Origin of the sequence: Nocardia sp. NPDC060259 (genome assembly GCF_042728775.1) — a bacterium.
In the GTDB taxonomy this organism is placed as follows: Bacteria; Actinomycetota; Actinomycetes; order Mycobacteriales; family Mycobacteriaceae; genus Nocardia.
The window spans coordinates 1-25,595 of the sequence record NZ_JBHXAY010000094.1 but is presented as its reverse complement, the minus strand read 5'-3'; the positions used below and the strand labels follow the sequence as shown (position 1 = coordinate 25,595).

The 25,595-nt window shown below is 67.9% G+C and carries 22 protein-coding genes and 4 tRNA genes; 19 read left to right on the top strand and 7 right to left on the bottom strand.

Features of this window, described 5'->3' with window-relative positions; genetic code table 11:
- From ACFWF2_RS26685 to ACFWF2_RS26650, 8 genes are all read left to right on the top strand, one after another.
- Positions 1–1,152: hypothetical protein (locus tag ACFWF2_RS26685; RefSeq protein WP_379310192.1), on the top strand; the 1,152-nt coding region annotated here is incomplete at its 5' end.
- A 1,289-nt stretch (positions 1,153–2,441) separates the two neighbouring features.
- Positions 2,442–2,915 (top strand): hypothetical protein, encoded by a 474-nt coding sequence (locus ACFWF2_RS26680; protein WP_379310191.1) that lies wholly within the window; start codon positions 2,442–2,444, stop codon positions 2,913–2,915.
- Positions 2,916–3,629: 714 nt separating this feature from the next.
- A complete protein-coding gene (locus ACFWF2_RS26675; RefSeq protein WP_379310190.1) occupies positions 3,630–3,779 on the top strand; it encodes a hypothetical protein in 150 nt (49 codons plus the stop codon).
- Between the two features lie 10 nt (positions 3,780–3,789).
- Positions 3,790–4,146, top strand: a complete 357-nt coding sequence (locus ACFWF2_RS26670) for a hypothetical protein (protein ID WP_379310189.1) — start codon at positions 3,790–3,792, stop codon at positions 4,144–4,146.
- Positions 4,143–4,763, top strand: a complete 621-nt coding sequence (locus ACFWF2_RS26665; protein WP_379310188.1) for a hypothetical protein — start codon at positions 4,143–4,145, stop codon at positions 4,761–4,763. Before ACFWF2_RS26670 ends, ACFWF2_RS26665 begins: the two co-directional genes overlap by 4 nt.
- A gap of 258 nt (positions 4,764–5,021) precedes the next feature.
- Positions 5,022–5,519 (top strand): hypothetical protein, encoded by a 498-nt coding sequence (locus tag ACFWF2_RS26660; RefSeq protein WP_379310187.1) that lies wholly within the window; start codon positions 5,022–5,024, stop codon positions 5,517–5,519.
- Between the two features lie 115 nt (positions 5,520–5,634).
- Positions 5,635–6,240 carry a hypothetical protein gene (locus ACFWF2_RS26655; RefSeq protein ID WP_379310186.1) on the top strand — a complete coding sequence of 202 codons (606 nt, stop codon included), beginning with the start codon at positions 5,635–5,637 and terminating at the stop codon, positions 6,238–6,240.
- A gap of 323 nt (positions 6,241–6,563) precedes the next feature.
- A complete protein-coding gene (locus ACFWF2_RS26650; protein ID WP_379310185.1) occupies positions 6,564–6,974 on the top strand; it encodes a hypothetical protein in 411 nt (136 codons plus the stop codon).
- 509 nt (positions 6,975–7,483) lie between these two features.
- On the opposite strand, the gene ACFWF2_RS26645 is transcribed toward ACFWF2_RS26650, so the two are convergent.
- Positions 7,484–7,558 (bottom strand) — tRNA-Val (locus ACFWF2_RS26645).
- Between the two features lie 437 nt (positions 7,559–7,995).
- On the opposite strand from ACFWF2_RS26645, the gene ACFWF2_RS26640 reads away from it, so the two are divergent.
- From ACFWF2_RS26640 to ACFWF2_RS26630, 3 genes are all read left to right on the top strand, one after another.
- Positions 7,996–8,067 (top strand) — tRNA-Gly (locus tag ACFWF2_RS26640).
- 46 nt (positions 8,068–8,113) lie between these two features.
- Positions 8,114–8,184, top strand: a tRNA-Cys gene (locus tag ACFWF2_RS26635).
- Between the two features lies 1 nt (position 8,185).
- Positions 8,186–8,260 (top strand) — tRNA-Val (locus tag ACFWF2_RS26630).
- Between the two features lie 69 nt (positions 8,261–8,329).
- Here the strand turns inward: ACFWF2_RS26630 and ACFWF2_RS26625 are convergent.
- Positions 8,330–9,490, bottom strand: coding sequence for an NAD(P)/FAD-dependent oxidoreductase (locus tag ACFWF2_RS26625; RefSeq protein ID WP_379310184.1), 1,161 nt, complete (start codon positions 9,488–9,490; stop codon positions 8,330–8,332).
- Between the two features lie 311 nt (positions 9,491–9,801).
- Between ACFWF2_RS26625 and mraY the strand changes: the two genes are divergently transcribed.
- Together mraY and ACFWF2_RS26615 are read left to right on the top strand one after the other, a co-directional pair.
- A complete protein-coding gene (mraY, locus tag ACFWF2_RS26620) occupies positions 9,802–10,875 on the top strand; it encodes a phospho-N-acetylmuramoyl-pentapeptide-transferase (RefSeq protein ID WP_379310183.1) in 1,074 nt (357 codons plus the stop codon).
- Positions 10,876–10,941: 66 nt separating this feature from the next.
- The gene (locus ACFWF2_RS26615) at positions 10,942–12,132 is read left to right on the top strand and encodes a hypothetical protein (protein ID WP_379310182.1); all 1,191 of its coding nucleotides are present in this window, start codon (positions 10,942–10,944) and stop codon (positions 12,130–12,132) included.
- Here ACFWF2_RS26615 and ACFWF2_RS26610 read toward each other — a convergent pair.
- Positions 12,098–13,051, bottom strand: a complete 954-nt coding sequence (locus ACFWF2_RS26610; protein ID WP_379310181.1) for a hypothetical protein — start codon at positions 13,049–13,051, stop codon at positions 12,098–12,100. The two genes, ACFWF2_RS26615 and ACFWF2_RS26610, sit on opposite strands and share 35 nt — an antisense overlap.
- 384 nt (positions 13,052–13,435) lie before the next feature.
- On the opposite strand from ACFWF2_RS26610, the gene ACFWF2_RS26605 reads away from it, so the two are divergent.
- Positions 13,436–16,195 (top strand): hypothetical protein, encoded by a 2,760-nt coding sequence (locus ACFWF2_RS26605; RefSeq protein ID WP_379310180.1) that lies wholly within the window; start codon positions 13,436–13,438, stop codon positions 16,193–16,195.
- On the opposite strand, the gene ACFWF2_RS26600 is transcribed toward ACFWF2_RS26605, so the two are convergent.
- Positions 16,192–17,124 carry a LysR family transcriptional regulator gene (locus ACFWF2_RS26600; RefSeq protein ID WP_379310179.1) on the bottom strand — a complete coding sequence of 311 codons (933 nt, stop codon included), beginning with the start codon at positions 17,122–17,124 and terminating at the stop codon, positions 16,192–16,194. The two genes, ACFWF2_RS26605 and ACFWF2_RS26600, sit on opposite strands and share 4 nt — an antisense overlap.
- A gap of 66 nt (positions 17,125–17,190) precedes the next feature.
- Positions 17,191–18,693: a flavin-containing monooxygenase gene (locus ACFWF2_RS26595; protein ID WP_379310178.1), complete on the bottom strand. Its 1,503-nt coding sequence runs from the start codon at positions 18,691–18,693 to the stop codon at positions 17,191–17,193.
- A gap of 71 nt (positions 18,694–18,764) precedes the next feature.
- Here ACFWF2_RS26595 and ACFWF2_RS26590 point away from each other — a divergent pair, with 71 nt between their 5' ends.
- A complete protein-coding gene (locus ACFWF2_RS26590; RefSeq protein WP_379310177.1) occupies positions 18,765–19,304 on the top strand; it encodes a GNAT family N-acetyltransferase in 540 nt (179 codons plus the stop codon).
- 3 nt (positions 19,305–19,307) lie between these two features.
- Here the strand turns inward: ACFWF2_RS26590 and ACFWF2_RS26585 are convergent, their stop codons facing one another.
- Both ACFWF2_RS26585 and zapE read right to left on the bottom strand, forming a co-directional pair.
- The gene (locus ACFWF2_RS26585; protein WP_379310176.1) at positions 19,308–20,108 is read right to left on the bottom strand and encodes a tyrosine-protein phosphatase; all 801 of its coding nucleotides are present in this window, start codon (positions 20,106–20,108) and stop codon (positions 19,308–19,310) included.
- A 61-nt stretch (positions 20,109–20,169) separates the two neighbouring features.
- Positions 20,170–21,189: a cell division protein ZapE gene (gene zapE / locus ACFWF2_RS26580; RefSeq protein WP_379310175.1), complete on the bottom strand. Its 1,020-nt coding sequence runs from the start codon at positions 21,187–21,189 to the stop codon at positions 20,170–20,172.
- A gap of 35 nt (positions 21,190–21,224) precedes the next feature.
- Between zapE and ACFWF2_RS26575 the strand changes: the two genes are divergently transcribed.
- The 4 genes from ACFWF2_RS26575 (at position 21,225) to msrB (ending at position 25,472) form a co-directional block, all read left to right on the top strand.
- Positions 21,225–21,986: a pyrimidine reductase family protein gene (locus ACFWF2_RS26575; RefSeq protein ID WP_379310174.1), complete on the top strand. Its 762-nt coding sequence runs from the start codon at positions 21,225–21,227 to the stop codon at positions 21,984–21,986.
- 32 nt (positions 21,987–22,018) lie between these two features.
- Positions 22,019–23,572 (top strand): alpha/beta hydrolase, encoded by a 1,554-nt coding sequence (locus tag ACFWF2_RS26570; protein ID WP_379310173.1) that lies wholly within the window; start codon positions 22,019–22,021, stop codon positions 23,570–23,572.
- Positions 23,573–23,656: 84 nt separating this feature from the next.
- Positions 23,657–24,991 carry a glycosyltransferase family 87 protein gene (locus ACFWF2_RS26565; protein WP_379310172.1) on the top strand — a complete coding sequence of 445 codons (1,335 nt, stop codon included), beginning with the start codon at positions 23,657–23,659 and terminating at the stop codon, positions 24,989–24,991.
- A gap of 55 nt (positions 24,992–25,046) precedes the next feature.
- Positions 25,047–25,472, top strand: a complete 426-nt coding sequence (gene msrB, locus ACFWF2_RS26560; RefSeq protein ID WP_379310171.1) for a peptide-methionine (R)-S-oxide reductase MsrB — start codon at positions 25,047–25,049, stop codon at positions 25,470–25,472.
- Positions 25,473–25,595 lie beyond the last annotated feature (123 nt).

The window sequence follows — 25,595 nt, the reverse complement described above, 5'->3', positions numbered from 1 at the left end:
CGGGCCGATGCCATCCTGGCAGAGGTTATTTCCGAGCCACGACCCGTGGCTGAGGCGTGGCCGACCCTGCTCAATCGAGTATGTGCCGCACCCCACACGGTGAATTTGGCAGATCACCTCGGCGCGGCGCTGCTATTGAAGGAGCTCCGCCAACACGGACTACTTTCAGCTGCTCAAGAACTCGCTGAGTACGCTGCTAGAATTGCCGGATACGGAGACGACGACCCCAACTTCGCTGCGGAAGACCGGAGATCGGCAGATACAAGCATGCTGCTGACAGAAGTCGCGCTGACTGCCGGGCCAGAGGCTGCAATGCGACTCGGTGAACGGATTGCCAACTCGGTCACCCATTCTCACGCGAACGCCGAGGTACTGACGATCCTGGCAGAAGCCCACCTGATCGAGACGACCGCCGAAACGGCACGGCGAGCAGTCAGTCACGAAACAGGTGCACCCGGGCCGGGGACGCTGAAACTGCTGGCGGCTCTGCAATCACTCGATTTCAGTGATTTGGCAAGCCAACTCGCCGACCAGATCGCCCGCGCAACAGATCTGGGCGCGGCGGCGGATGCCCTGCCGAGTGTGAAGCCGTACCCGAACGCGAGAACGATTCTACTGAACCGGATCGCTGAGCATCCAGAACGAGTCGGAAGTACCGAAGACCTCCAACGAGGACTCCGAACGGTGCTCGTGGCGTTACACCAAGCCGTACCGCACGCCATCGATACCTCATTGATCGGCTCCCAGCCTCTTGACCAGACACTTGCTGCCTCCTCGAAAACCGCTGCGGCGCTGATCGCCGATCGTCTAGCTGCAGAGGGCCCGATCATCCTCCAAGACCCTGTCGATTGGGAAACTTTCCCCGCTGAACAAACACTCGACGTTCTTTGTAGGACCGGACATTACGACGCTGCGCGTCGCTTCTGCGAGCGTGCGGCCGCTGAGGCCGATGCGGCGACCCAACCAGGAGCAGAACACATACTCGCAGTCATTCGTGCTGCGGGACACCCGGGATCAGCCGATATTTTGAGGAAACGTTTCCAGCGCGCGGGCCTGCTCCCCCTCTCGAACGAATCCATGCGAGGCCGAGACCTCGACGGGAATCCCATCACCGGATGGGCATGGAACTCGATCCTTGAAAGCAGCGTGTAGGGGCCGCTTCGCCCTTCCGGAAAGGTTCACATCCAGATGCGGTCACAGAGGTGGCGAAGTTCCCGCCGGTACAATTAAAAGAACTAGACGACAATGTTTCCGCTTGATCCGTCGGCCATGACCTACATCCACCAGATTTCAGGATTCGGCGCGTGCCTCTGCGCGAGCGTGGCGTCGTTGGAGCGTCTGCGGCCGCTATTAGGAGCAGTGGCGAGAGCGCCGAGCACGTGCATGAATTCCTCAACAATGCAGGTCAGAGCGCCGCTACGAGACTGTATAGATCCACACACGCGCGGGAGCGGCGCGGCCCGACAGGCGCGCACCCTTACCCCCGGGGCCCCTCCCCCGCAGGTCAGCCGGGCCCCTCTGTTGTTCGCCGCGAGTACGGGTTCTGCGGGTCCACTAGCGGTTTCAGGATACTTGCGCTCGGATAGGTTGTGCCGCAGGGTAGTTTAATGGAAGATGTAGCGATGGACCACTGGGGGACTGCATTCGATGGCCCGCCCGCACTCCGAGGCCCGAGGGACGCAATACGAGGGTTCGAGCAACATCTTGTTCAGTACTTGGAATGCGTTGCGGTAGAGGCTGACAGCCATTACCGCAGACTTAGACCTACGGGCGGCAGGTTATTCTTCAGCGGCCACGGAGACCTATCGCAATGGGAACACGAAGGCTGGACTCGGAACGCCATCATCGTGGACGAGACGCCTATCCTCAGTGAGCATATAAGAAATTCACATACAGCTGTGGCTTCCGTGAATTCATCTCTGGATTGGATGCGCGACATCGTCGCAAAAAACTCACCACTGATGCAACTCATTAATAGCGAGGCCATAAGTGGGCTCCGAGAACCTCGCGATGTCGGTCATACTATCAGGTTTCTAGCGGAATATACCCGGCGCCTTTCCGACTGGGTTCAACGTGGCTGGGAAACTCAAGAACAACTTCTGTGTCCATTTTGCCAGTCATCGGACAATCTCGGGAAGCTTCGCGATGACCTCCGATATGCCCAGCCCCTTGTGCGCATAGAACCCCCTTTTCACCTAAGTGTGGAGCGACACGGAAGGATGAAGGACGGATATCTCGCGCGGCTGGTATCGCAGGATCTTGCGGAGCATATCCGAGCCCTTGCAAGCTACCACGATCAGTTAGACCCTTGGTCAGTCCCCGATCGACCACTAGCCGGATGGTTTCAAACGATAGCTGAATGCCTTAGTAAAATTGACCCCCCTGCAATCTCATCCCGATTCAACGCAATAACGACTGGCTCGACCATCGCGGACCTACGAGTGATCCCGAATGTCAAAATTACTCAAGCGTATATTTCCATCGCAATCTACTACTTGAAGGAAGTGCAAAACCGAATGTCGGACTACGCCGAAGCCTCTGGTCAAACGACACCACAGCCCACGTATACGATAAATATCAACGGCGGGACTATAAATGGACAGGTCGGAATGCAGCTATCCAATATTACATCGCACATCACCACAGTCGCGGAACAGGGAAACGACCAGTTGGCTGCGGCATTGGCTGCTATTCAAAAGGCCGCCGCTGAAGACCAGCATATCAGCGAAGACGACCGGCGTGATCTAATCGACAATGTCGAGTACCTTTCGGAGGCGGCCGGCAGCCCACCGGAGCAGCGCAACCGCGGGATTCTGAGGTCAGTACTATCGAGCATCAACTCAGCCGCAACAGCCGCACCGCAGGTCGCTCAAGCATTGGAGTCATGGGGGACGATCTTGAACACGCTGGTGTGACCACGACTTGGCTGTCACAGTCTCCACGTCGCCGATTCGCGCACTCAATGAGCGACTCCCCCCTTCCCCTAGGCGTATTTTGTCGCTGCGATGGAGGCGTGCTCGAATCCCAGCTTTCAATTGGCTCTTGGACTACGATCAATGGATGGCAGTCCGTGGGGATACCGGGAGCAAATTTGAGCAGCTTCGCAATGCTGCAGTGAGGCTTGAGCACTGGGCGCGGGAGCTCGCGTCCGAGAGGCCTGCCACGGTGCCTCAACCGATCTGGACCGGCGGTGCGAGTAGGTCCGCTGCCAACTGACGCGAGCTTGCGGGTCACGAGCAAGGCTGCGTCAGTTTTACGGTGAAGTCTCCGACGGCGCAGTGAAATCTGCAGTGCCGCAGCATATTGTTCACGGCTCAACCCTGCCGAAACACGCTTCCGTACTCGTTATCAGCGGCTCACTGGTCATCGGAGCGAAAAGGCGAGAATCGACAGATCGGCCGGGTGCGATATGCCCGTAGTCGTTCGCCATCGGCGAGATCCCCGACGCTGGCCCGTGGTCGGCGTGCCCACCCGACCGGAAGCCAAGAATTATCGGACACTTCCCACGAAATCCCTTGCTCACGCATAGTTTTCATGTCCGGATGGGTGCGGTGACTGGAGAAACTGTCGGCGGCCACCGCTACGCTTGCCGAAACCGCAGCTCAGCCAATTATTCAAGGGGGACGACCATGACCGACCCGCACCCGGACCAGCTCGCACCGGTGCCGCTGTTCAGCGCCGAACGCCACGCTGACTCCACGACGGCGAACCCGAACCCGGTCGCCACCAATAAGTTCCCGGTCTTCCTGGCCGCCGATCGCGCCGGAGCTCACGAGTGAGCGAGCGAGCATGGCCTGTCGCACCACAGCGGTGGAGGACAAGTACCTCGACCGGCGAGCGATCGCCCGCGAGTGCGAGCTGATCGTGCACTTCCTCGACTTCCTCAGAATCCCGTTGAGCCAGTGGGCCGGACACGGCAGGGGGCCGGGCTGGGAGGTGGCGCGGGCGTTCGACCGGTTCGTCGTCCCGACGAGGTTCGTCTCGATCTCGCTGGACCAGCGGGACGCCCGCACCCCGGACGACTACAGCGACGACGCCCGCATGCTCGCCGGACAGCGCGCGCTGGGCTTCCTCGACAACGCCCTGACCCAGCTCGCACCGATCCGTGACGCCCTCGCCGCACGCCGCATTGGAGACGCAACATGACCGCACCCACGACCCACGACGCTGCGCTCGCAGCCACGCCGGGTTATCTGCCCAGCGAAGCCGAGGCCCTCAGTGCGGCATTCGAAGCGATCGGACGACGCGCGGTGGGCACACTGACCTCCGCGGTCGACGAGGTCCACTACGAAGCCTGCCATCGTCATCGCCCGTGGGACTTCGGCTACGCCGAACATACACTCACCGGCGCCGATGACCCCAGCCTCTGGGATCCTCGCGCGCTGATGTGGCTGCGGCACACCGGGGCATGGCTCAACCGCCGGCCGCACCCCAGCGACCCACCTCGACCGAACACTGGACCGAAACCGTCGAGGGTCGACCTCGATGTCCGCGAGCAGATCGCGGCCGTGCTGCGGGCCTGGACCGCTCCGGAACGTGGCGTGCCGGTCGCCGAATCACTGGCCCGCATCGTCAGCCGGTACGCCGATGAGACTCACGGACCCGACAGTTGGCGCCGCATCGCCGACCAGTGGCTGCCGCTTGTCAGAGCCCGCCCCTCCTGGGGGCCGGAATGCCACCGCGTGCTGATGGCCCGCTCGATCTATTTCACTCCGCTCGACGGCACAGCAGATCAGACACCAATCTCAGGGGGACGACCGTGACCGAAACACCCAAGTCCGACGACCCGAGGGACATCGCACCGTGGTCACCGCAGTCCCAATCCCGGTTCTCCGAACGTCGGAGTGAGGCAACCGGTCCGGATCTGGGGCAGGTCCCCGATAACGAGCTGCCGACCTTCTCGGCCGCTCGCGAACGCGACGCCGCCGGGCCCGCCGCATGAACACAGACGCCGAACACCGCTACCCGGCCACTCGGACGTCGTTCCAGCAGACCCGGACCGTACTCACCGAGGGTGTCTGATGCCCTGCGCTACGCCGTCACCGGCCCAAGACAGCCCCGAGCAGCGGCGCGATCTGCTGTTTCGGGGCTGGCCGACCGATGAGCGGTCACGCCGGTGCGATCGTGCGGCCCTGCATCTGCTCGATGCTGCGGGCCTGCTCGAGCACCCCGCGATGCTCGAGCACACCGATATCGATTTCCTCGGCACCGGGCGAGGTCCGTGGTGGTACGCGAAGGTGAACTGGACGGCACTGCGCAGCGAGCCCACCGTTGCCGACCTCAGCGGGGCGACCGGGCGCCTGCTGCGCCTGGCGGTGAGCATCGCCGACGGTAACCAGGTTGACCCGCACGATGTGCTGGTCAACCTGGGCCCCGAGTATGCCCAGATGGTGACTACTGCCCTCGCCCGCATCACCGGTATCGACGCTGACCTCGCGATCGCCGCCAGCCCGTCCCGATGTGACCACCGCTACGCGCACCGGTCCACGTCCACCACCCCAGGAGAGCCAACCTCATGACCGACCCCACCACCGTCTCCACCGACAAGCTACGCGCATGGCTCATCACCGGCGGTGACCTCGCCGACGGCCGACATCAGCGTGCCGCGGTCGAGCTGCTCGATTCTGCCGGGCGGTGCGGAGGTCGCGACCGTACATCACCACCCGCCTGGTCACCGACAGCGACGACAGGCAGCACCTCATCGCCCGCGGCGTGGACTGGACGGCGCTGGGCACCGCCGACCTCGGCCCGCTCGACGGCGCGCAGCGCCGGTTGCTGGACCTGGCCGTCAGCCTCGGCGGCGGTATCCCGGTCGACCTCCGCTCGGTGGTCTGCACAAACTCGGTGACGCCCACGCCCGCGCCGTCCTCGCTGCGGTCGCCCGGGCCCTCGGCCTGGCCGACGCCGTGCAGATCAGCGACACCCCCACCGCCCTGCTTACCACCGGCGCACCCGGGGACGCACCCCGATGGGCACCGCGGCCGGACGGCTACGCTCGGTCGCGGCCGGTGGCGATCACCCCGACCTGATCGACGCCGACGCCGCGCGCACCCACTACGCCGCGGCCCCGACACCACGACCCGTGCCGACTCCGGAGCATGGGAGGCATTCGATACCTGTTGCGGCACAGTGGGTCTGGCGCCGTTACCGGCCGACCTGGTCACCGTCGAGCGGTACATCACCCTCGGCGCCGCGCGCAAGGACCTCTTGGTTCTGAGCGTCAATCTGGATAGCGCGTGAGCGCGAATTTCGACACCACTCGCCCGAGCGCGGGGTTCGTAAGCGCGGAATCTGACACCACGGCGGGGGTTGCGGAGTGAGGATGTGCGTGCTCGACCGCTGAGGTCGTCCGATCCAGCGGATGGTGCTCGGAGGAGGGAGTCGCCATGGCGTTGGTGTCGCGGGCGGAGCTGATCGCCGCGATCGCTGACAAGCACCACGACACGGGCTATCTCGACCCGGCCACCGGCGAGAAGGTCCGCGAGGTCCTGTCCTGAGTCCTCACCACCCGCACCCTGGCCGGACGCGAAATCGACCAGGTACCACCGGCCGATCACCCGGTCGTGATCGCGGCGATCACCACCGCCCACGCCACCGCGATGACCTGGCCAGAACAGATCGCCGCCCGCCGCGAGATCGCGATGATCCTCACCGGCTTCTCCGTGCTCGGCCGCCGCAGCAAAATCGCCGCTCTCGCAGCGTCGGACCTGTCGGTCACCACCGACGGCGAACGGCTGCTGCGGATCAGACGGCGTGGCAGCAAAAGCCAACCGGGAAAGATCACCCACGTCTACCGCCGCGCCGGAACTGGTCCTGCGCTGCACTGTCTATGGTGTGGGCTGCACCTCGTGCTCGACGCCCGCGACCGCGCTGCAGACCGCGACGTCCGGCGCCAGAAACGCCACCGGTACATCACCATCGACCAGACCGCGGTCAGTGTCGATCGCGGTCCAACGGACACTGATCATCGATGACGCCGACCCACACGCCCACCGCTGCGCGCAGGCCTGGCCCGAACTCGCCGACCCGCACATGCCGCTGTTCCGGCCACTGGCCGAGGCAGGCCCACCCATGGACGCGCCATCTCCGTCCCAGCTGGTTTCAAGCCAGCAGACCCACGGAAGGCCTGCGGCCGCACGTTGAGCCGCCGTGCCGACGCTCGACGGATGGTTCCGAGAGCAGATCCGGATAGCGATCGACGACATTAGCGCAGCAATGTGACCGCTCCAACGGAATATGTTGGGACACACCGTATTTCGTCACACATTCGCGCCGAGCCACGGCAGTTCGTCGGCTCAAGTTGCCCTGCATCAACGCACCGAGAGGAGCGGGCAGTCGATAGCGATTGTGACGGGCACCACGCATCAGCGTGCCTGCCGAGCACACTCGGTGACCCTGCGCGTCAGCATTCAAGCCCCGGCACTGAACGCTATTGCACGTATATTGCACGGCCGGAACCCAAAAGGCCCTGACCTGCACTTTTTGGTGGTCCCAGCTGGTTTCGAACCAGCGACCTTCCGCGTGTGAGGCGGACGCTCTCCCGCTGAGCTATGGGACCGAACACTGTGCCGAGGGGCTTCGGAGAGCCTCTCGAACGAGATGGAACATTAGCACGGTGGACCCGGGTGACACCAAATCGCCTTGTGAATGGGGGCTTCGGGTTCCTTGGCTGTTCCGTGGGCCGCCGCGTGCGCGTGTGGGTCAGCCGGGAGGATTCAGGCATACATGGTTTAGTACGCATATCTACGTTGTTTCATGCCAATGATGCACCACCACCCGAACAGAACCAGCCCTTCCACCGTCGCCGGCACGGACGGCTCTGGACCCTTTCGGGGTCCGCACGCCCCCGTCGACCACCCGAACAACACGTCTGTAATTCGCATTTAGGCCCATCTACCAGCCGATTTGTAGTCTGCGCCGACCGTCGGCTAATGTTTTCCTCGCACCACGGAGAGCAGCCAAGCCGACAGGCCGACTGCCTCCGGAAGTGTGAATGCGGATGTAGCGCAGTGGTAGCGCATCACCTTGCCAAGGTGAGGGTCGCGGGTTCAAATCCCGTCATCCGCTCGAGAGGTAGGTTCGGCACTAAGCAATACGCCATCCTCCTTTGCGCGGTGGAGTGGCCGAGTGGTGAGGCAACGGCCTGCAAAGCCGTGCACACGGGTTCGATTCCCGTCTCCACCTCGCGCGATTAGCTCAGCGGGAGAGCGCTTCCCTGACACGGAAGAGGTCACTGGTTCAATCCCAGTATCGCGCACCACAAGAAGGCCCCGGTTTCGACCGGGGCCTTCTTGCGTTTCCCGCTGGATCCTGCCACCTGGGTGGGTATTCACCGGTTGAACCAGCGCCGAAGCCGCTCAGCGGCGAACTCGGCTTTCTCGATCGCGAGTTCCGCGGAGGGTGGCTCGAACGGCGCGGTCGGCGTCGGCCCCGACAGGAAGTCGGCGTCGACCTTCCCGACCAGACCGTCCCCGAATTCGATGTGACATGCGCCCTGGCCGAGATACTTTCCGGGTTCGGGCATTCCCCGCAGTTGCGCGGCTATGTGCGCCGCGACCGTGCGGGCGGCGTCCTCGGCGAAGACGCCGGCGCGTGGAACCGGCGCATCCGCGCAGTCACCGATCGCGTAGACGCCGGGATACGGGGTGGCCAGCGTCCGCGGGTCGACGTGGATCCAGCCGTCGGCGCCGTCGACCGTCAGCCCTGACGCCTCGACCACAGGGGGGACACGGTGGGCCGGAATGCCGATGAACAGGTCGTACGGCAGGTCTCCGGCACGAGTGGCCGCGACGTGATTGTCCGGGTCGATGGCGCGGACTCGCAGCCCCGGCGAGTAGTCGATCCCACGGCGGGCGAGCGCATCGACGAGTGCGGCAGAGGTGGCCGCGGAAACGGGAATCGGTGAGTCCATCGGGGTGATCATGTGAAGGTGCGTTCGGTCGCGGAGGCCGCGCCGTGTCAGCGACTCGTGCAGCAGCATCGCACCCTCGTAGGGGGCGGGCGGGCACTTGAACGGCACGCTCAGCACCGAGATCAGGACGGTCCCGCCGTCGAACCGGGCCAGCCGATCACGGAGACGGCATGCTCCCTCGATGGAGTAGTACTCGTAGCCGTCCTCGACGAACCCGGGGGTGGCGGCGGGGTCGTAATCAGCGCCCAACGCGACGACGAGAAGATCCGGGTCGTATTCGGCGGTGTCGGTGACTACGCGACGGGTCTGCGGGTCGATCGAGGTGACCTGCTCCTGCCGGAACTCGACGCCGGGGAGGGCGAGATCGGCGTAGCGGACGAGGACGGATTCCGGCGCCCGGTCACGGAACAGAATGTCCAGTTTCGAGAAACCGAACGTAAACCCGGCCGCACGGTCGACGAGCACCACGCGGACCTCGCCGGGCAGCGACTCGGACAGGCAGGCGGCCAGCTCGAGTCCGCCGAATCCGGCCCCAAGGATCAGCACCATCGGTGTTCGGCCGTTACCGGCAACAGACATCGCACACTCCTCTCCGTTCGCAAGAGACAGGCAGGTCATCGAATTGCCGCACACACGATTTCACTGTGAAAAAACAGCGCAGCCGGCTCGGCCGGACGGGTTGGGTTGTCTGTCCATTGTGCGCGCACGGATAGCCGGAGGGAAGCTGTCGGCAGATCGCTGCTCGATGTCTGTCACGGCGTTTCCCGCTGAGCGCTGATGTAACCCAGGTCACTCATGGCCCGGATTCCGTCGGTGCTCCCCTAGGATCGGCACTCGGCGTCGCCGGGCCTGCGGTGGTGGCGCGGACCGGCGGTGTGGAGGGTGAGCAGTTGAGGCAGATCCTGTTGTCCGCGGGGATCTCCCTGTTCGTCACCATCACCCTCACCCCCGTGCTGATCCGGGTGTTCGCCCGGCGCGGGTTCGGGCAGGAGATCCGGATCGACGGGCCTGCCAGTCACCACGCCAAACGTGGCACGCCGACGATGGGTGGGCTGGCGATCGGAGCGGGGGTGTGGGCCGGGTTCCTCGGGTCGCATCTGATCGGGTTGCTGTGGGACGCACCAGGGCCGAGCGCGTCCGGCGTACTCGTCCTGTTGCTGGCTTCGGCGCTGGGGATGGTCGGATTCCTCGACGACTCGATCAAGCTGCGTAAACACCGCAATCTCGGGTTGACCGCAGCGGGGAAGTACCTCGGGCAGATCGGCGCCGCGGTCGTGTTCGCGGTGCTGGCCCTGCGGTTCCCCGGCGCCACCGGGCTGACCCCGGCCGGGAACAACCTCTCCTATGTCCGCGACATCAATACCATCGCCTTCGGCTCGCTGATCTTCATCGCGTTCATCTGCCTGCTGGTGGTGGCCTGGTCGAACGCGGTCAACATCACCGACGGGCTCGACGGGCTGGCCGCGGGATCGATGAGCCTGACCCTCGGCGCGTACGTGGTGATCACGCTGTGGCAGTTCGAGAACTCGTGTGAGCTCAGTCCCGGCCGTGGCTGCTACACCGTGCGCGACCCCCTCGACCTGGCGGTGGTCAGCGCCGCGGCGGCCGGCGCCTGCATCGGGTTCCTGTGGTGGAACGCGGCGCCCGCGAAGATCTTCATGGGCGACACCGGTTCGCTCGGGCTGGGCGGTCTGGTGGCGGGGCTGTCGATCACCAGCCGCACGGAACTGCTGGCGGTGGTGCTCGGCGCGCTGTTCGTCGCCGAGATCATGTCGGTGCTGCTGCAGATCGTCGTCTTCCGCACCACCCACACGCGGTTGTTCCGGATGGCGCCGTTCCATCATCACTTCGAACTCAACAACTGGCCCGAGACGGCGGTGATCATCCGGTTCTGGATGCTGGGCGGCATCGCGTCGGCGATCGGGCTGTGCCTGTTCTACGGCGAATACATCACCGCGCTCTAGCCCGAGACTGTCGGTGGCCCCCGCTACGCTGACCCGACACAGCGAGCCGAGCGGGAGGTTGCCCAGTTGAGTGCCGGGAGCGGGCGGGAACTCGACCACGACATCGCCGCCGATGTCTCCTTCGAGCTCGAGGAACTGGACGAGCTGGTGGCCGACCTGCTGACCGAGCACGCCGAACGCGCCGCCAGAGACGCGCGGATCGTCGCCCTGCGCCTCGGGATCGGCGGGCAGCGCCCGGAAACCCTCACCCGCATCGGCGCCCGCTACGACCTGGCCCGCGACCGGGTCCGCCAGCTCTACGCCAAGGCGATCGGGCAGATCGTACGGGAGACGGCCCGCTCCGGGCACCGCTGCGCCGAGGTGTTCGGTCACCGGTACCCGCGCGACGCGGGCGATCTGCGCCTGGTGCGGGAATTGCTGGCCGAGACCTACGCCACCGACACCGATCTGGTCGCGATGGAGTGGTCGTATCTGAAGCTGCGCCTGGCCGGGCACGACCAGGCCGACGCCAAGCGCGTCGCCGGGTATGTGATGCAGCGAATCCTGGGCTGGCAGAAGAAGACCGCCAGCATCCTGGCCAAACTGCGGCCGCTCGACGAGGCAGGCGAGCTGGGGCCACTGCTCGACGACGTCGAGTGGTCCGCCTGCCCCGCCGCTCCCCTGCCGACCGCGTCGGCCCGCGTCGCCGACGGTGACGACGACGGACGCGGCCGGTTCTACCTCGCCACCGTCGGGCGCGACGTCGCCTACGACTCCGCCCTGGCGGCGCGCCTGCTGCGGACCCTCGACGCGGACCCGCTGGTGACCGCGTTCCAGGAGGAGCCGACCGCGCTCACCTACCGCTTCGGCGGCGAGGACCACGTGCACTATCCGGCGGTCGCCGCCCAGCTCACCGACGGCCGGATCGTGCTCGTCGACGTCGTCCCGCTGGGCCGGATCGCCTTCCACCACACCAGAATCCAGAGCGAGCTGGGACGCGCCTACGCCGGCGAGCACGGCTGGGGCTGGCTGACCTGGACCGGTAGCGCCCTCGACCCCGCCCGGCTGCGCGCGCGGGCGACCGACCCGGCGATCGAGGCGCGCATCGCCGCCGATCTGGCGCGAGGTCCCTACGACCGGCGCGCGCTGGCGGCCGTGCGCGCCGAGACCGGCCTGGAACTACTCGACCTGGCCGGGCTCGTGCTGCGCAACGACTGGCAATGGGACCGCACGCCCCTGCGGCTCAGCGCGTCACCAGCGCGCCCGCCATCACCGTGATCACCAGCAGCATCGCGCAGCAGGTGAGCCACTGCCACTGATTGATCGTGCGATCCATCCGCCCGATCGTCGCCCGCAAGCCCATCGCGATCCGCTGCTGGGCGACGAGTTCGCTGCGCAACCCGGCCAGGGTGATGGCCTCGGCGTCGGCGTTCACGCCCGCCCGGTCGATCCGGTGGTGCAGGCGGGTGACCAGCTTCTGCTTGTCCCGCACGGTCTGGCGCGACACCGCCAGCTCCACCCGCTGGTCACGCAGCTCCCTGCGCTGATGCTCGATCATGGCGGCCTGCGCCGCGGTATGCCGTTCCCAGGTGCCCACCTCGGCCCACCCTCCTGTCGTCAGATCCGCGTGACCCCAATGCATCTCGCCGGTTACCCAGCCCTCGAGGAAGTCACGCAATTCCCAGCTCGCCCGCGTCGGCGCGGCGAAACCTGTCTCGCCCGCGGCGAGGACGCCCTGGTCGATCCGGTAGTCGGCGGCCGCGGGCGCGAAGTCGGCGATGCCGACGGCGGGGACCAGCGGCACCCAGTAGCCCTGCGGGCACACCCACAGCACGTCATCGATTCCGGCGGCCTGCAGCCGTTTCCGGTGCGCCCTGGCCGCGGTGATGTCGAGCGGACCGCTGTGCACCTCGACGACGCAGCGGCGGTCGCCGCGCCGCCAGTAGATGTCGACGGGGATGTCGCCGATCCGGGCGTCCACCTCGGCCTCGTCGGCGCCCGCCGCCGTCAGCCTGCCGCAGATCCAGTGTTCGAGTCGCTGGGTATTCCACTGCGTCGCCACGCATTCGGGGCAACCACAGCCGTACCCGGTCCGTTCGGGTGCCGCGCGCCGGGTGCCCTCGGAGATGCCGAGTTCGTCGAGCAGCGCCCGTCGTCCGCACACCACCTGGGTGTCACTTCGCTGCTTCGTCCTCACACCATCACTCCCTCACCGGGCACCCTGACGTGCGCCAGCGCCCACGTCGTGGTCTCCAGGTTGACGCAGCCGCCGACACACCGCTAGCCCCCTTGACCCGCGCTCGGGTGCGTCACCGCCCGGTGATCGAGATCACACCAGCGACTCTGCTTGTATATCAAGCTATTTCATTGTGCCAACGTCGCAGAACGTCGCCGAGATCTTGATCATTTCGATACACAGACCCGGCCTGTTGCCCGTCCGTTTCATCCTGATTACCGATTGGTTCGGCGCGTCGCCGATCCGGTCACCGGGACATCGCGGGGACGCGATCGGGGCCGCCGGTGGATATGATCGCTGCGGCCGGGGCGGGCGCGCTCGCCGAGCACGGGAAGTAGGGTGTGCATGAACCACGCTGAGCACGACGAATCCATCGGGTCGATGCTGGCGAGTATCGCCGCGGCGCTGCGTGAGGTCAGTGACAAGCTCGATATCGTCGCCGCCCGGGTGCAGCAGGAAGTCCCGCCCTTCCCCGCCGACGAGGATCTCCCCGACCAGACCAGGATCCGCAGGCTCGAATCCTGGGCGTTCCATGCGTCACAGGACATTTCGCGCCTGAGTTCCCGGTTGGACGCACTCGACGGCGGCGAAACCGAGCAGGCGGCGCCGCGGGCAGGTCGTGGGACGCGCAGCCGGCGGGAAGTCCGCGAGGCCGCGGAAGCCGCCGAGCGCGCGGCCGCCGATCTGGACGAGGGGCCCGCCGAGCCGGGCCGCGCCGTCGACGCCGCCCGTCCCCCGCTGGAACGCCGCAGCTCCCGCACCGATCACCTCGGCGATCCGACCTGGCCGATCACCGTCGCCCCGGTTCCCCGGCCCTCGGCCGCGTTCGAGCCGGCCGGTGAGGTCGTGGGGGTCGCGGCCCTGCTGGGGTCCGAGGGTGCACCGAGGTCGCCGTTCACGGCAGACAGCACGGTGAACGGCGTGCAGCCGATCGACCACGCGCAGCGGCTGAATGGAGCACGATCGGCGGACGCCGCCGTGAACGGTGCGCGGGCAGCGGACCGCCCCGCACCGAACGGCGCAGCGGCGAACGGCGCCCCGGTGCCGAACGATGCGGCGTCCCTGCGCAATACGCAGGCTGCGAACGGCGCGGGAACGATGAATGGCGTTACGGCGATCGACGGCGGCACACAGTCGGCCGTAGCCAGTACGGACTCCGCAGAAGGCGGGCACACCCGGAACGGGCATGCCATCGGTCACGGATCGAGCCCGGTCGGCGCCTCGTTGTCGAGCACCACCCATGTACCGTCGTCATCGGCTGTCGGCCTACCCGCCTCGACCGGCGCGCCCGCGGCCATGGGCACGATGCAGGCCGACGCCGACCCACTCTCGACCGCGCAACCTGGCAGCCTGCCCGCGGTGGAGTCCGGCAGCGCCGGCCCGCACCAGCGGGCCGCAGCAGATGGCACTGTGCCGGGATCTCGAGGCATCGGTGTCGAGTCGGCCGCCGAGAGTGACACCTCGACGCAGGCCGACCACGGCCGACAACGTCTCGGCACCGGCGTGCGACTCTCCTCCGGCAGCGAGGGATCCGCACCTGTTTCCACCGCAGCAGGCGGTACGTCGAATTCGATGTCGAGGAACGGCTTCGACGTGGTGGAGAGTGACCCGGCGGCTCGTGGACGGGGATCCGACGATGCCGAGATCACCGTGCCGGGCAGCGTTGCCGCGCAGTCGGGCACGGGGAGCGGACGTCAGGGTGCTGCGCTCTCGGATGAGAGTGTGATCCAGGCTCTCGAATGGCAAGTCACGCAGCGGTTGTCGGGCAATGGGTCCGGCCGGGGCGGCTGGACGGCCGGGGCGGGGCGGGATGCCGACTCCGGTGACCGTGCCGGGTCGATCTCGGCGCTCGGGCATGACGGCACGTCCTCGGGAACGCGGCCCGATGATGCGGCGACGCTCGGATCGTCCTCGCTTCCGGGCAGCGCGGAGGTCGGCGATGTCGTGCGTGGTGGTGACGTGTCGCTGTCCGGCATCACCGCCGATCAGGCGAATACCGCTGCCATGAACGCGATATCGGAGGGGCGGGCCGACGGGGGACACCGTCCCGGGGTCGAGCGGGCCCGGCCGGTGGGCAGGCCTGCCGAGGACACGGCTGCGCCGGTCGGGGATGCCGGAGGGCTGCCAGGATCGCCGGACGCCCTGTCCGGCACCGGTATCGACGCCACCGGGGGCGAAACCACTCGGGCTGTGAGCGACCCACGGTCGGCAGGTCTCACTGCGGGCGATCGCACCGAGCCCGCGACGAACGGCTACCCGGTCAACGGATTCGCCGCGCCGATCACCGCGACACCGACGCCTACCTCGGGATCCACCGCCAACGGCATCCACTGGACGTTCACCGACGAGGACGCGACCCTCCCGCCACCGAGCCGGAACGGAAACGCCCGCAACGGGTTCACCGGTGGTGACTCCCCGCACCGCACCGAGTCGATCTTCGACGACTTCACGCCCCGCGAGCGCCTCACCACCACCCCGGCCGGCGACGAAGCGGCCGCTCCCGCAGGTCCGCCTGCCCGCCTCTCCGCGCCCAAGAGCCACGCCGAAACCGGCACCAGTGGTTTCGACACCGCGACCCCGGGCCACGATTCCGCCCTCCCCCACGGCAACTCCCCCGACCTCGGCGCACCCGCCGGTGTCAACGCATCCACCAACGGCCGCGGCGAGTTCACCCACCACACGCCCACGGAGTTCGGTACACCGCCGAATCTGGGCGCTTCCACCAACGGCCGAGGCGAGCTCACGCACAGCACGCCCACCGATTTCGGCAGACCGACGAACGCGAATGGTTCCGCAAACGGCCACGGGCCCGTGTCCTTCGATCCGACCCTGAACGGCGGCACGTCGCCCGACTTCGGTGCACCAGGGGGCTCGGATGATGTCGCGCCGGTGACGAGTCCGCTCGATCGAGTGGTCGCCGATCCGGCTCCGCCGACCGCGACCGATGCCGCGGGGATCACCGTGACCGGGACCTTCCGCGCATTCGATATCGAGCGCGCGCATGTCGACAAGTTGCAGGCGATGCTCGACGAATTGAAGCGGTCGGCCGGGTTGCCGCCGGGGCGGCGGGACGTGTTCGGCCCACCGACGACGGAGGCCGGTTAGGCGGGTGCCGCCACGGGCGCCGGGTCGGGTTTCGGTGTGTCGTGCAGGACGGCCCCGATGAGGTCGCGCAGGGCTCGGTGGCCCGCGTCGGCGGTGTTGCGCGGGTGCCAGGCCATCGCGACGACGGGGGCGGGCAGCGGGAGAGGGATTTCGAACATCGTCAGGCCGAGGGCGGTGCGCGCGGGCCGGGACAGGAGTTCCGGTACGGGACAGACCAGTTCGGTCGAGCCGACGGTGAACAGGGCGGTGGCCAGGTCGGGCACCGTGGCGAGCACGCGCCGGGTGCGCCCGTGCAGCGCCAGCCGGTCGTCGATGGGGCTGTGGGTCCGGCCGGTGGCCGAGACTTCCAGGTGCTGGGCGGAGGCGTAGGCGGCGACGGTGGGCCGGTCGGCGCCGAACGGGTGGCCTCCGGCGGCGACGCCGACCCAGCGGTCGGCGAACAGGCGCTTGACGACCGTTTCGGGATCGGTCTGGCCGATCATGCCGACCTCGACGTCGACGCGCCCGTCCCGCAGCGCGACCGCGGCGTCGCCCGCGTCGGCCGCCAGCAGGCGCACCGTCACGCCGGGTAGCTGGGCACGGACCGCGGCCAGCAGCGGACCGGTCAGCCGCGCGACCACCGAATCGGCCACGCGGACAACGAAATCCCGATGGCGCCCTGGCCCGTTCCCGTCGCGGGTGGTCAGCAGCAACCGCGCTTGATCGACCAGGTCCGCGACATCGTGGCGCAGCTCCAGTGCGCGTGGTGTCGGCACCAGCTGCCTGCCGGAGCGCACGAGCAACGGGTCGCCCAGCACGGCGCGCAACCGGGTGAGGGTGCGGCTCATCGCCGAGGTGGAGGTGTGTAGACGCCGGGCCGCCTCGGTCACGCTGTTGGTGTCGAGCAGCGCGTCGAGGGCGAGCAGCAGGTTCAGATCCAGCGCATCCACGCCAGGATTATCACCAACGCGATGATCGCCGCCAAGTGTCGCGACGGCGGCGCTCCGGCGTGTCGGCTACCTCTCGGCAATCGGCGCGGGCGCCGCGGGCACGGCCAGCGGGCGATCGCGCAGGACCCGGCGATAGGACGCGGGACGCACGGGACGCACCCACTGCGCCAGCCTGCTGGTCAACGGCAGCGGCGTGCGCAGATCGTCGAGCATTTCGTCGATAGTGGTCAGCGAGAACGGGATCACCGTCGCGCCGTGGGCGTGGTTGCCCTCGGTGCGTTCCCGCGACCAGGACAGCCGCTCGTCGATCTCGGAGTTCATCTGCTCGGGCATGGGCGGCACGAACTTCCCGGTGAGCAGTCCGGCGATCCAGTGCGCGCCGACCTCCGCGTTGAGGGTGCTCACGTTCGAGTTGTTGTAGCCCGCGAAGGTCAGGTTGGGGATCTCCACCGGCAGGATGTTGCGGTAGAGCCGGAAGTCGCCGACCTCGTCGGTGAGGCTGCGCCGGACGAACGGGGTCAGGAACGGCACCTCCTGGCGGTATCCGGTGGCGCACACGACGATCTCGGCCAGCTTCAGGGTGCCGTCGGACAGGCGCACCGCGGGCCCGTGCTGCCCGCCGATCAGATCGGTGACGTCGGTATCGCGGTGCACGGTGATCCGGCCCGCCTCGACCTGTTCGGCGAATCCCTCGGTTGCCAGGCTCGCACTGCTGGTGGCGATGTCCTCGAAGGTGCCCTCCGGCAGCAGACCGAGCTCACGCAGCCGCAGCTTGCGCGTCACCCGTTCCTGTACCAGGTCCATGTTGGCCTCGCGCAGGCTGAGCCGGTCGAGCAGACGCTCGGCCAGGCGCGGTTCCCTTGACCGGAAGTGCGCCTCGCCCATCCGGGTCAGCAGCATGCGCTCGTAGTCGAGGCCGGCGCCGAACCGGCGCGGCATCTTCCAGGTGAGCCTGCGCGCGACCACGCTGGTGTCGTCGGCGAAGTGGCTGATCGCCTCGGCGACATCGGTGGCCGACTTGCCGTAGCCGATGACCACCACGGAGCGGTCACGCACCTGTTCCAGGTCGTGGAACTCCGAGACGTGGCACAGCCGTCCGCCCGCGGCGCGGAACGCCGACGCGCCGGACAGCGTCGGCATCACCGGGTCGCTGAACACGCCGTTGGCGACGATCAGGTGATCGCAGGAGGTGCGTCGCACGCCGTTGCTGTCGCGGACCTCGAGCAGCCAGCCGCTGTCGACCGGGTCGGCGGCGATCACCTCGGTGCCGAGGCGCAGGTGCTCGGCCAGGCCGAACTCGTGCACGTACCCGGCGAGGTAGGCCTGGATCTGCTGACCGTCGGGCCAGCGGGGAAAGTCCTCCGGCATCGGGTGATCGCTGAAGTGGTACGTGTGTTTGCTGTTCTGCGCGCGCAGACCCGGATAGCGACGGGTGGCGCTCCACACACCTCCGACATCAGGGGCCCGGTCGAACACCTCGACCGGGAATCCCGCCCGACTCAACACTTTCGCGCAGGCCAAACCCGCAACTCCCGCACCGACGATCCCGATGCGGCTACCGCTCGTCATGGCGAGGAGAGTACTCGGCACCGCGGTCAACCTGCCACCGCCGCCGGGCCGAACCGTGCTGTACTGGAAAGATGACCAACAGTTCCGTCGTCGTCGATCGGGCCGGGCTCTGGGATGCCGAGGAGCTCAGTGATGTCGCCGCGGCCACCTTTCCACTGGCCTGTCCCCCGGAGGCCACCCAGGGCGACATCGAGATCTTCCTGGACCAGATGCTCTCGGGCGAACGGTTCGGCGAATACCTGTCGGACCCGGACCGGATCGTGCTCAAGGCGGTCGAGGGCGACGAGATCGTCGGCTACGCCATGCTCGTCGCGGGCAGGCCGAGCGACCCCGAGGTCGCGGCCCAGGTCAGCGCCGGCGCGGTGATCGAGCTGAGCAAGCTGTATGTGCTGCCGGGTCATCACGGCAGCGGCGTGTCCGGTGCGCTGATGGAGGCCGCGGTCGCCACGGCACGCGAGTCGGGTGCGGCCGCGGTGTGGCTCGGCGTCAACCAGGTCAACGAGCGCGCGCAGAACTTCTACGCCAAGCACGGATTCGTGCGGGTGGGCACCAAGACCAATACCGTCGGCACCCAGGTGCACGCCGACTATGTGTTCGAGCGGTCGCTGTGAGGCTCAGCTGAGCAGCGCGGACCGCAGCGCGGCGACCTCGGTGCCGGTCAGGCCGAGGCCGTCGCGGACGTAGCCGTCGAAGCTGCCGTAGGACTCGGTCGCCTGATCGAAGGCGGCGTCGAGCCAGCTCTGCTGCACGCCGTTGAGCGGATCCGTCGGCGACGCGTTGCGGTAGGTATTGGAGGCCAGGTAGTCGGCGGTGACGGTGTCCCGGTCGACGCCGAGCAGCGTCAGCAGGACCGCCGAGGTCCAGCCGGTGCGGTCCTTGCCCGCACTGCAGTGATAGAGCACGCCGGCGCCGTCGGCGGCGATGATGTCGCGCAGCACCGCGGCGAACGCCGCGTTCGCGCCGGGGGCGGTGATGAACGCGCGGTACATGCCTTCGCCGCCGAACAGGGCGCCGGCCAGGACCAGCGGCGGCGCCTGGCCGATCACGTCGTAGGCGTTGCCGGTCGCGCCGGCGGGGAGCCGGTCGGCGGCGAGGGTGCGCTCGTAGCCGGTCCGCAGGTCGTCGACGACGCGCACGCCGAGCGCGCTCAGCCTGGCCAGGTCATCGGGGGTCGCCTTGTCCAGCGCGCCGGAGCGGAACACCAGCCCGGTGCGGACCCGGTGCCCGTCGGCGGTGGGGTATCCCCCTGCGTCCCTGGCGTTCTGCACCCCGGACAGGCCGATCAGCCGATCGACCGTCCCGGTGTCACTGCTGGGCGCCGGCGCGGCGACGGCCTGGCCGACGACCGGACCGAGCAGCACCGCCACTCCGGTCGCGGCGGCCAGACTCGCGCGCGCGGCACGACTACGGGTCACGGCAAACTCCTTCGACGACACCGGGTCACGGTCACGGCAGAACGTACCCGGCGCCCGCGTCCTACGCGGCGGCGGCCTCGAACCGCGAGAGCGCCAGCAGACGCGAGATCGCGCGCAGGTACTTCTTGCGGTAGCCGCCGTCGAGCATCTCCTGGGAGAAGATCTCGTCGAGCTTGGCGCCCGAGACGGTCACCGGGATGCTGGCGTCGTAGAGGCGGTCGGCCAGCACGACGATGCGCAGGGCGACGGCCTGATCGGTGACCGGGTGCACGCCGGAGATGAACACCGAGGACACCCCGTTGATGAGCGCGCCGTACTTCGACGGGTGCAGCGTGCTCAGGTGCTTCAGCAGCGCGTCGTAGTCGTCGAGGGTGGAACCCGGTGTGGTGGCGGCCCGTTCGGCCAGGATGTCGGGCGAGGTCGGCTCGGGGGCGGGCGGCAGGTCGCGGTGGCGGTAGTCGGGGCCGTCGACGCGCACCGGCTCGAAGATGGAGCCGAGCTTCTTGATCTCGCGCAGGAAATCCTGGGCGGCGAAACGACCCTCGCCGAGCTGGCTCGGCAGCGTGTTCGAGGTGGCCGCGATGGAGACGCCGGCGGCCGACAGCTCGGTGAGCAGGCGCGAGACCATGGTGGTGTCGCCCGGATCGTCGAGCTCGAACTCGTCGATGCACAGCAGGCTGTTGCCGGAGAGTCGCTCGACGGCGTTGACGAAGCCCAGCGCGCCGACCAGGTTGGTCAGCTCACCGAAGGTGCCGAACGACTTGGGCGCGGGCGCGCTGTGGAAGATCGAGGCGAGCAGGTGGGTCTTGCCGACGCCGAACCCGCCGTCGAGGTACAGGCCCGCGCCGGTGACGGCCTTCTTCTTGCCGAACAGGCTCTTCTTGGACCCGGCCTTGTGGATCTTGGCGACCTGACCGGCGAATTCCTCGGCCTTGGCGACCGCGGCGGCCTGGCTCGGTTCCGTGGGATCGGGAATGTAGGAGGCGAAGCTGACCTCGTCGAACATGGGCGGGGGCACCATCTGCGCGACGAGCTGGTCGGCCGGGACCTCCGGATGGCGATCGACGAGGCGTTCTTGCATGGACAAATCGTACGGACGTGGTTGCATCGGTTCCTATGCAGCGTATCCACAATGTGACCCAGCTCGCAGACCTCGACGACGACGCACTGGCCAGGTGCTATGCCTATCCCCGACACCTGGAGCGTCCCTGGGTGCGGGCCAACTTCGTCAACAGTATCGACGGCGCGTTCACGGTGGACGGCGTATCCGCGGGGCTCGGCACCGATGCCGACCACCGGGTGTTCACGCTGCTGCGTGAGCTGGCGGAGGTGATCGTCATCGGGGCGGGCACGGTGCGCGCGGAGAACTACGGCGGCGCGCATCCGGATCCGGATCGGCGGCGCGCGCACTTCCAGCACGGCATCGGCGGATCGGCCGACGGCACGCCGCCGCCGATCGCGGTGGTCACCGCGAGCGCGCGGCTCGATCCGGCGTCGAAGTTCTTCACCGACGCCGAGGTCGCGCCGTTGATCATCACCACCGCCCACGCCGACGCCGACCAGATCGCCGCGCTCGAGCAGGCGGGCGCACAGGTCGTGGTCGCCGGTGAGGCCGCGATCATGCCGTCCGCCCTGGTACGGGTGCTCGCCGAGCGCGGCCTGCACCGGGTGCTGTGCGAGGGCGGCCCGCATCTGTTCGGGCAGCTGGCCGAGGCGGATCTGGTCGACGAGTTGTGCCTGAGCACCGCGCCGATGCTGGTCGGCGGGGCGGGCGGGCGAATCTCGCTGTCGGCGAGCACTTTCGACACTCCGATGAGCCGCAAGCAGCTGGTGCTCGCCGAGGACGGCACCGTGCTGGCCCGGTGGGCCCGTCGATGAAACCTGGCGCCGAACCTGGCAGTGTGTAGTCCATGCGCTGGACTCGGGCCGCGGCGACGGCCGCGACACTGTCGATCATGCTCGCGGGCTGCGGAGCCGGACCGTCGGATCGGCCCGTCGTCGCCGTCGAGCGCCCCGGCGTCGGCGGCGGGCAGATCGAGGAACCCGCCGTGCCGGATCTCGCCAGGGCCGAGGTCCCGAAAACCGACCTGGCCTGGAAGGACTGCACCGCGTCGACCCTGAGCTCGCTCGATTTCGGCGCGGCTCCGGCAGGCCTGGTGCTGGAGTGCGCCGACTTCGCGACCCCGATCGACACCGCGGGCACCGTGCTCGGCACGTTCCGGGCGGGCGCTCTGCGGGCCCGGCTGCCGCAGACCCCCGCCGACGCGGCGCCGCTGGTGCTCACCTCCGGCGCCGACCGCTCGTCGGCCTCGACGCTGGCGGGTCTGGCCGTCGGCCCGAACAGCGCGTTGCTGGCCGCGCAGCCGATCGTCGCCGTCGACCGGCGCGGGATCGGCGCCTCCCAGCCCATCGACTGCATTCCCGCCCAGCTGCGCGCGGTGATGACCGAACTGGGCCAGTTCGGGGTCGGCAGCAACGATCAGGTCGGCGCGGTCGCCGGCTACAGCCAGGACGCGACCATCGCCTGCCGCGACTTCCTGCAGCCCTACGAGGGCACCTTCGACGCCCCGCACGCCGCCGACGACATCGAGCAGCTGCGCAAGCAGTGGCAGGTCGAGAAGATCAATCTGATCGGCACCGGCAACGGCGCCAAGGTCGCGCTCAGTTATGCCCGCCGCTACGGTGAGCATCTGGCCCGGCTCGTGCTCGACGCCCCCGAACCGGTCGGCGCGGACGCGACCACGATGGCCGAAGCCGCCGTCACCGGCGCCGAGGCCGCCCTGACCGCCTTCGCCCAGCGCTGCAAGGCCGCCAACTGCGCGCTCGGCCCCGACCCGCGCGCGACGGTCATCGCGCTGATGAACAAGGCCACCACCGGCGCGCTCGGCGATATCTCGGCCGCCGACCTCTCGACCGCGCTCACCGGCTTCCTGTCCAGCCCGCGCGGTGACCAGGCGAGCCGGGTGACCGCGTTGGCCGACATCCTCGCCGCCGCCGACCGCGGTGATCGCGCACCGCTGGCCATGCTGGTCGTCCGCGAAACGGCGGCGATCAACTCCGACGGCGAGTTCGTCAACCGCTGCACCGACAGCCAGCAGCCGCCGACGCCGGACAGGGCGCGCGAGCTCGCCGGAACATGGGCGAGCAAATATCCGGTTTTCGGCCGGACCGCCGCGATCGACCTGATGGTCTGCTCGGCCTGGCCGGTCTCCACCGCCCCACCGCTGCCGACCGAGCTCGAGCTGCCGGTGCTGGTGTTCGCCGGCGCCGCCGACCCGGTCGTCGGCGGTGCCGCCGCGTCGGTGACCGGCGCGCTCGGCGCGGCGGGCGCCCGGCACGCCACGATGACCTGGCAGGGGTGGGGACATCCGGTCGTCGCCCACTCCGGATGCGCGCAGAAGGCCGTGGCCGACTACCTCGCCGAGGCGAAATTGCCCGCCGACGGCGGCGCCTGCCCCGCCTGATCCCGGTCGGACGACCAGATGGTTGCGGCGCGTCCGACGGGTCCGGCGACACCATCGCTACCGGATCCGGTGTACCGTGCCCCAGTGTTGTTCCGACAGCTCGAGCCCCGTACCGCGCGCACGACCGCGGATGTGATCAAGTTCGCTCTGTGGCCGTTCGCGGTCATGACCGTGCTGAATCGTGTCTTCATCAAGGCGATCAACGGATTCGTCACCGACGATTACCGTCCGGTCTACAACGCCTCGTTCGAGTTCCTCAACGGCAGGCCTCTGTACACCGCCGACTTCTCGTCGGTCGACCCGCACTATCTCTACTACCCGAGCGGAACACTGCTGATCGCGCCGGTGGCGATCATCGAATACGAACTGTCGCGCTGGCTGTTCATCGGGCTCAACGCCGTCGCGATTCTGCTCGCCTGGTACCTGCTGCTCCGCCTGTTCAAGTTCGGTCTCGGCTCCATCGCCGCGCCCGCGCTGCTGCTGGCGATGTTCGCCTCCGAGACGGTGACCAACACGCTGGTCTTCACCAACGTCAACGGCTGTCTACTGCTCGCCGAGTTGGTGTTCATCCACCTGCTGCTGGCACGTCGGGATCTCTGGGCCGGTGTGGCTCTCGGTTTGAGTATCTCGGTGAAACCGACGCTGGCGCCGTTGCTGCTCGTCGCGGCCGTTCGCGGCCAGTGGAAGGTCTTCATCACCGCGCTCGGTGTGCCGTTGACGCTGACGGCGATCGCCTGGCCGCTGTCGGCGGACCCCGAGAAGTTCTTCACCCGTGTCGTGCCATATCTGGCTGAGACGCGCGACTACTTCAACAGTTCTGTCGGTGGCAACGGGCTTTACTTCGGACTGCCGCACTGGATGATCCTGCTGATCCAGGTGGTCATGGGCGGCGTCGTCGCGGTCTCGCTGTGGCTGCTGTGGCGCTACTACCGTCACGACGAGCTGTTCTTCGTCACCACGTTCTCGGGTGTGCTGCTCACCGCGAACTTCCTGCTGCCCTCGCTGGGCCAGATGTACTACTCGATGATGCTGTTCCCGTTCCTGATGTCGGTGGTGCTGCGCAATTCGGTGCTGCGCAACTGGCCTGCCTGGCTGGCGATCTTCGGGTTCATGACCTACGACAAGTGGCTGTCGGATCGCTGGCAGGCCACCGGGCGCACGCTCGAGTACCTGCGGGTGACCTTCGGCTGGGGGCTGCTGCTCCTCGTCGTGTTCTGTGTGCTCGGCGACCGCTACCTGGCCGCTCGTCGCGAGGGCAGGCTGCAGTTCGGGATCGACCCGGCGTGGATGGCGAGCGCGCCCGACTCCCGCGACGGCGCCGGGGACGCGAAGCCGGAGGGGGTCTCCACCGCGCCTGATCGCGACGATCCGGTATCGCCGGAAGAACCCGCCGACGACCGCGAGCCCGCGCTGAAGTAGGTGTCGGCCGGTGACGCTCGCGGCGCGCACCGGCCGAAACCATTAGCGTGGAGTGATGAGTTCATCGTTGCCCACGCCGCGCATCCAGCTGACGCCGCAGCAGTGGCGGGCGAAACTGGATCCGCAGGAATACGCCGTTCTCCGTGAGGCCGCCACCGAGCGCCCGTTCGTCGGCGAGTACACCGACACCAAGACCGAAGGCGTCTACACCTGTCGCGCCTGTGATGCCGAATTGTTCCGCAGCACAGAGAAATTCGACTCGCACTGCGGCTGGCCGTCGTTCTTCGACCCCGCCGAGTCCGACGCGGTGATCCTGCGCGCCGACGACAGCCTCGGCATGCGCCGGGTGGAGGTGCTGTGCGCCAACTGCCACAGCCACCTCGGCCACGTCTTCGAGGGCGAGGGGTATGCCACCCCCACCGACCAGCGCTACTGCATCAACTCGATCGCGTTGCGCCTGCAGCCACAGGAATCCGCCTAGCACTTTCCCGGCCCCGCACGCCCCGACCTCGAGGAGGGGCCGCCGCGCAGCGGCGGTTCGCGGCCGTCCCGCCGGTCAGGCGCCGTTGCGTAGGCGACGAAGGAGCAAGCAACGGTGCCTGAC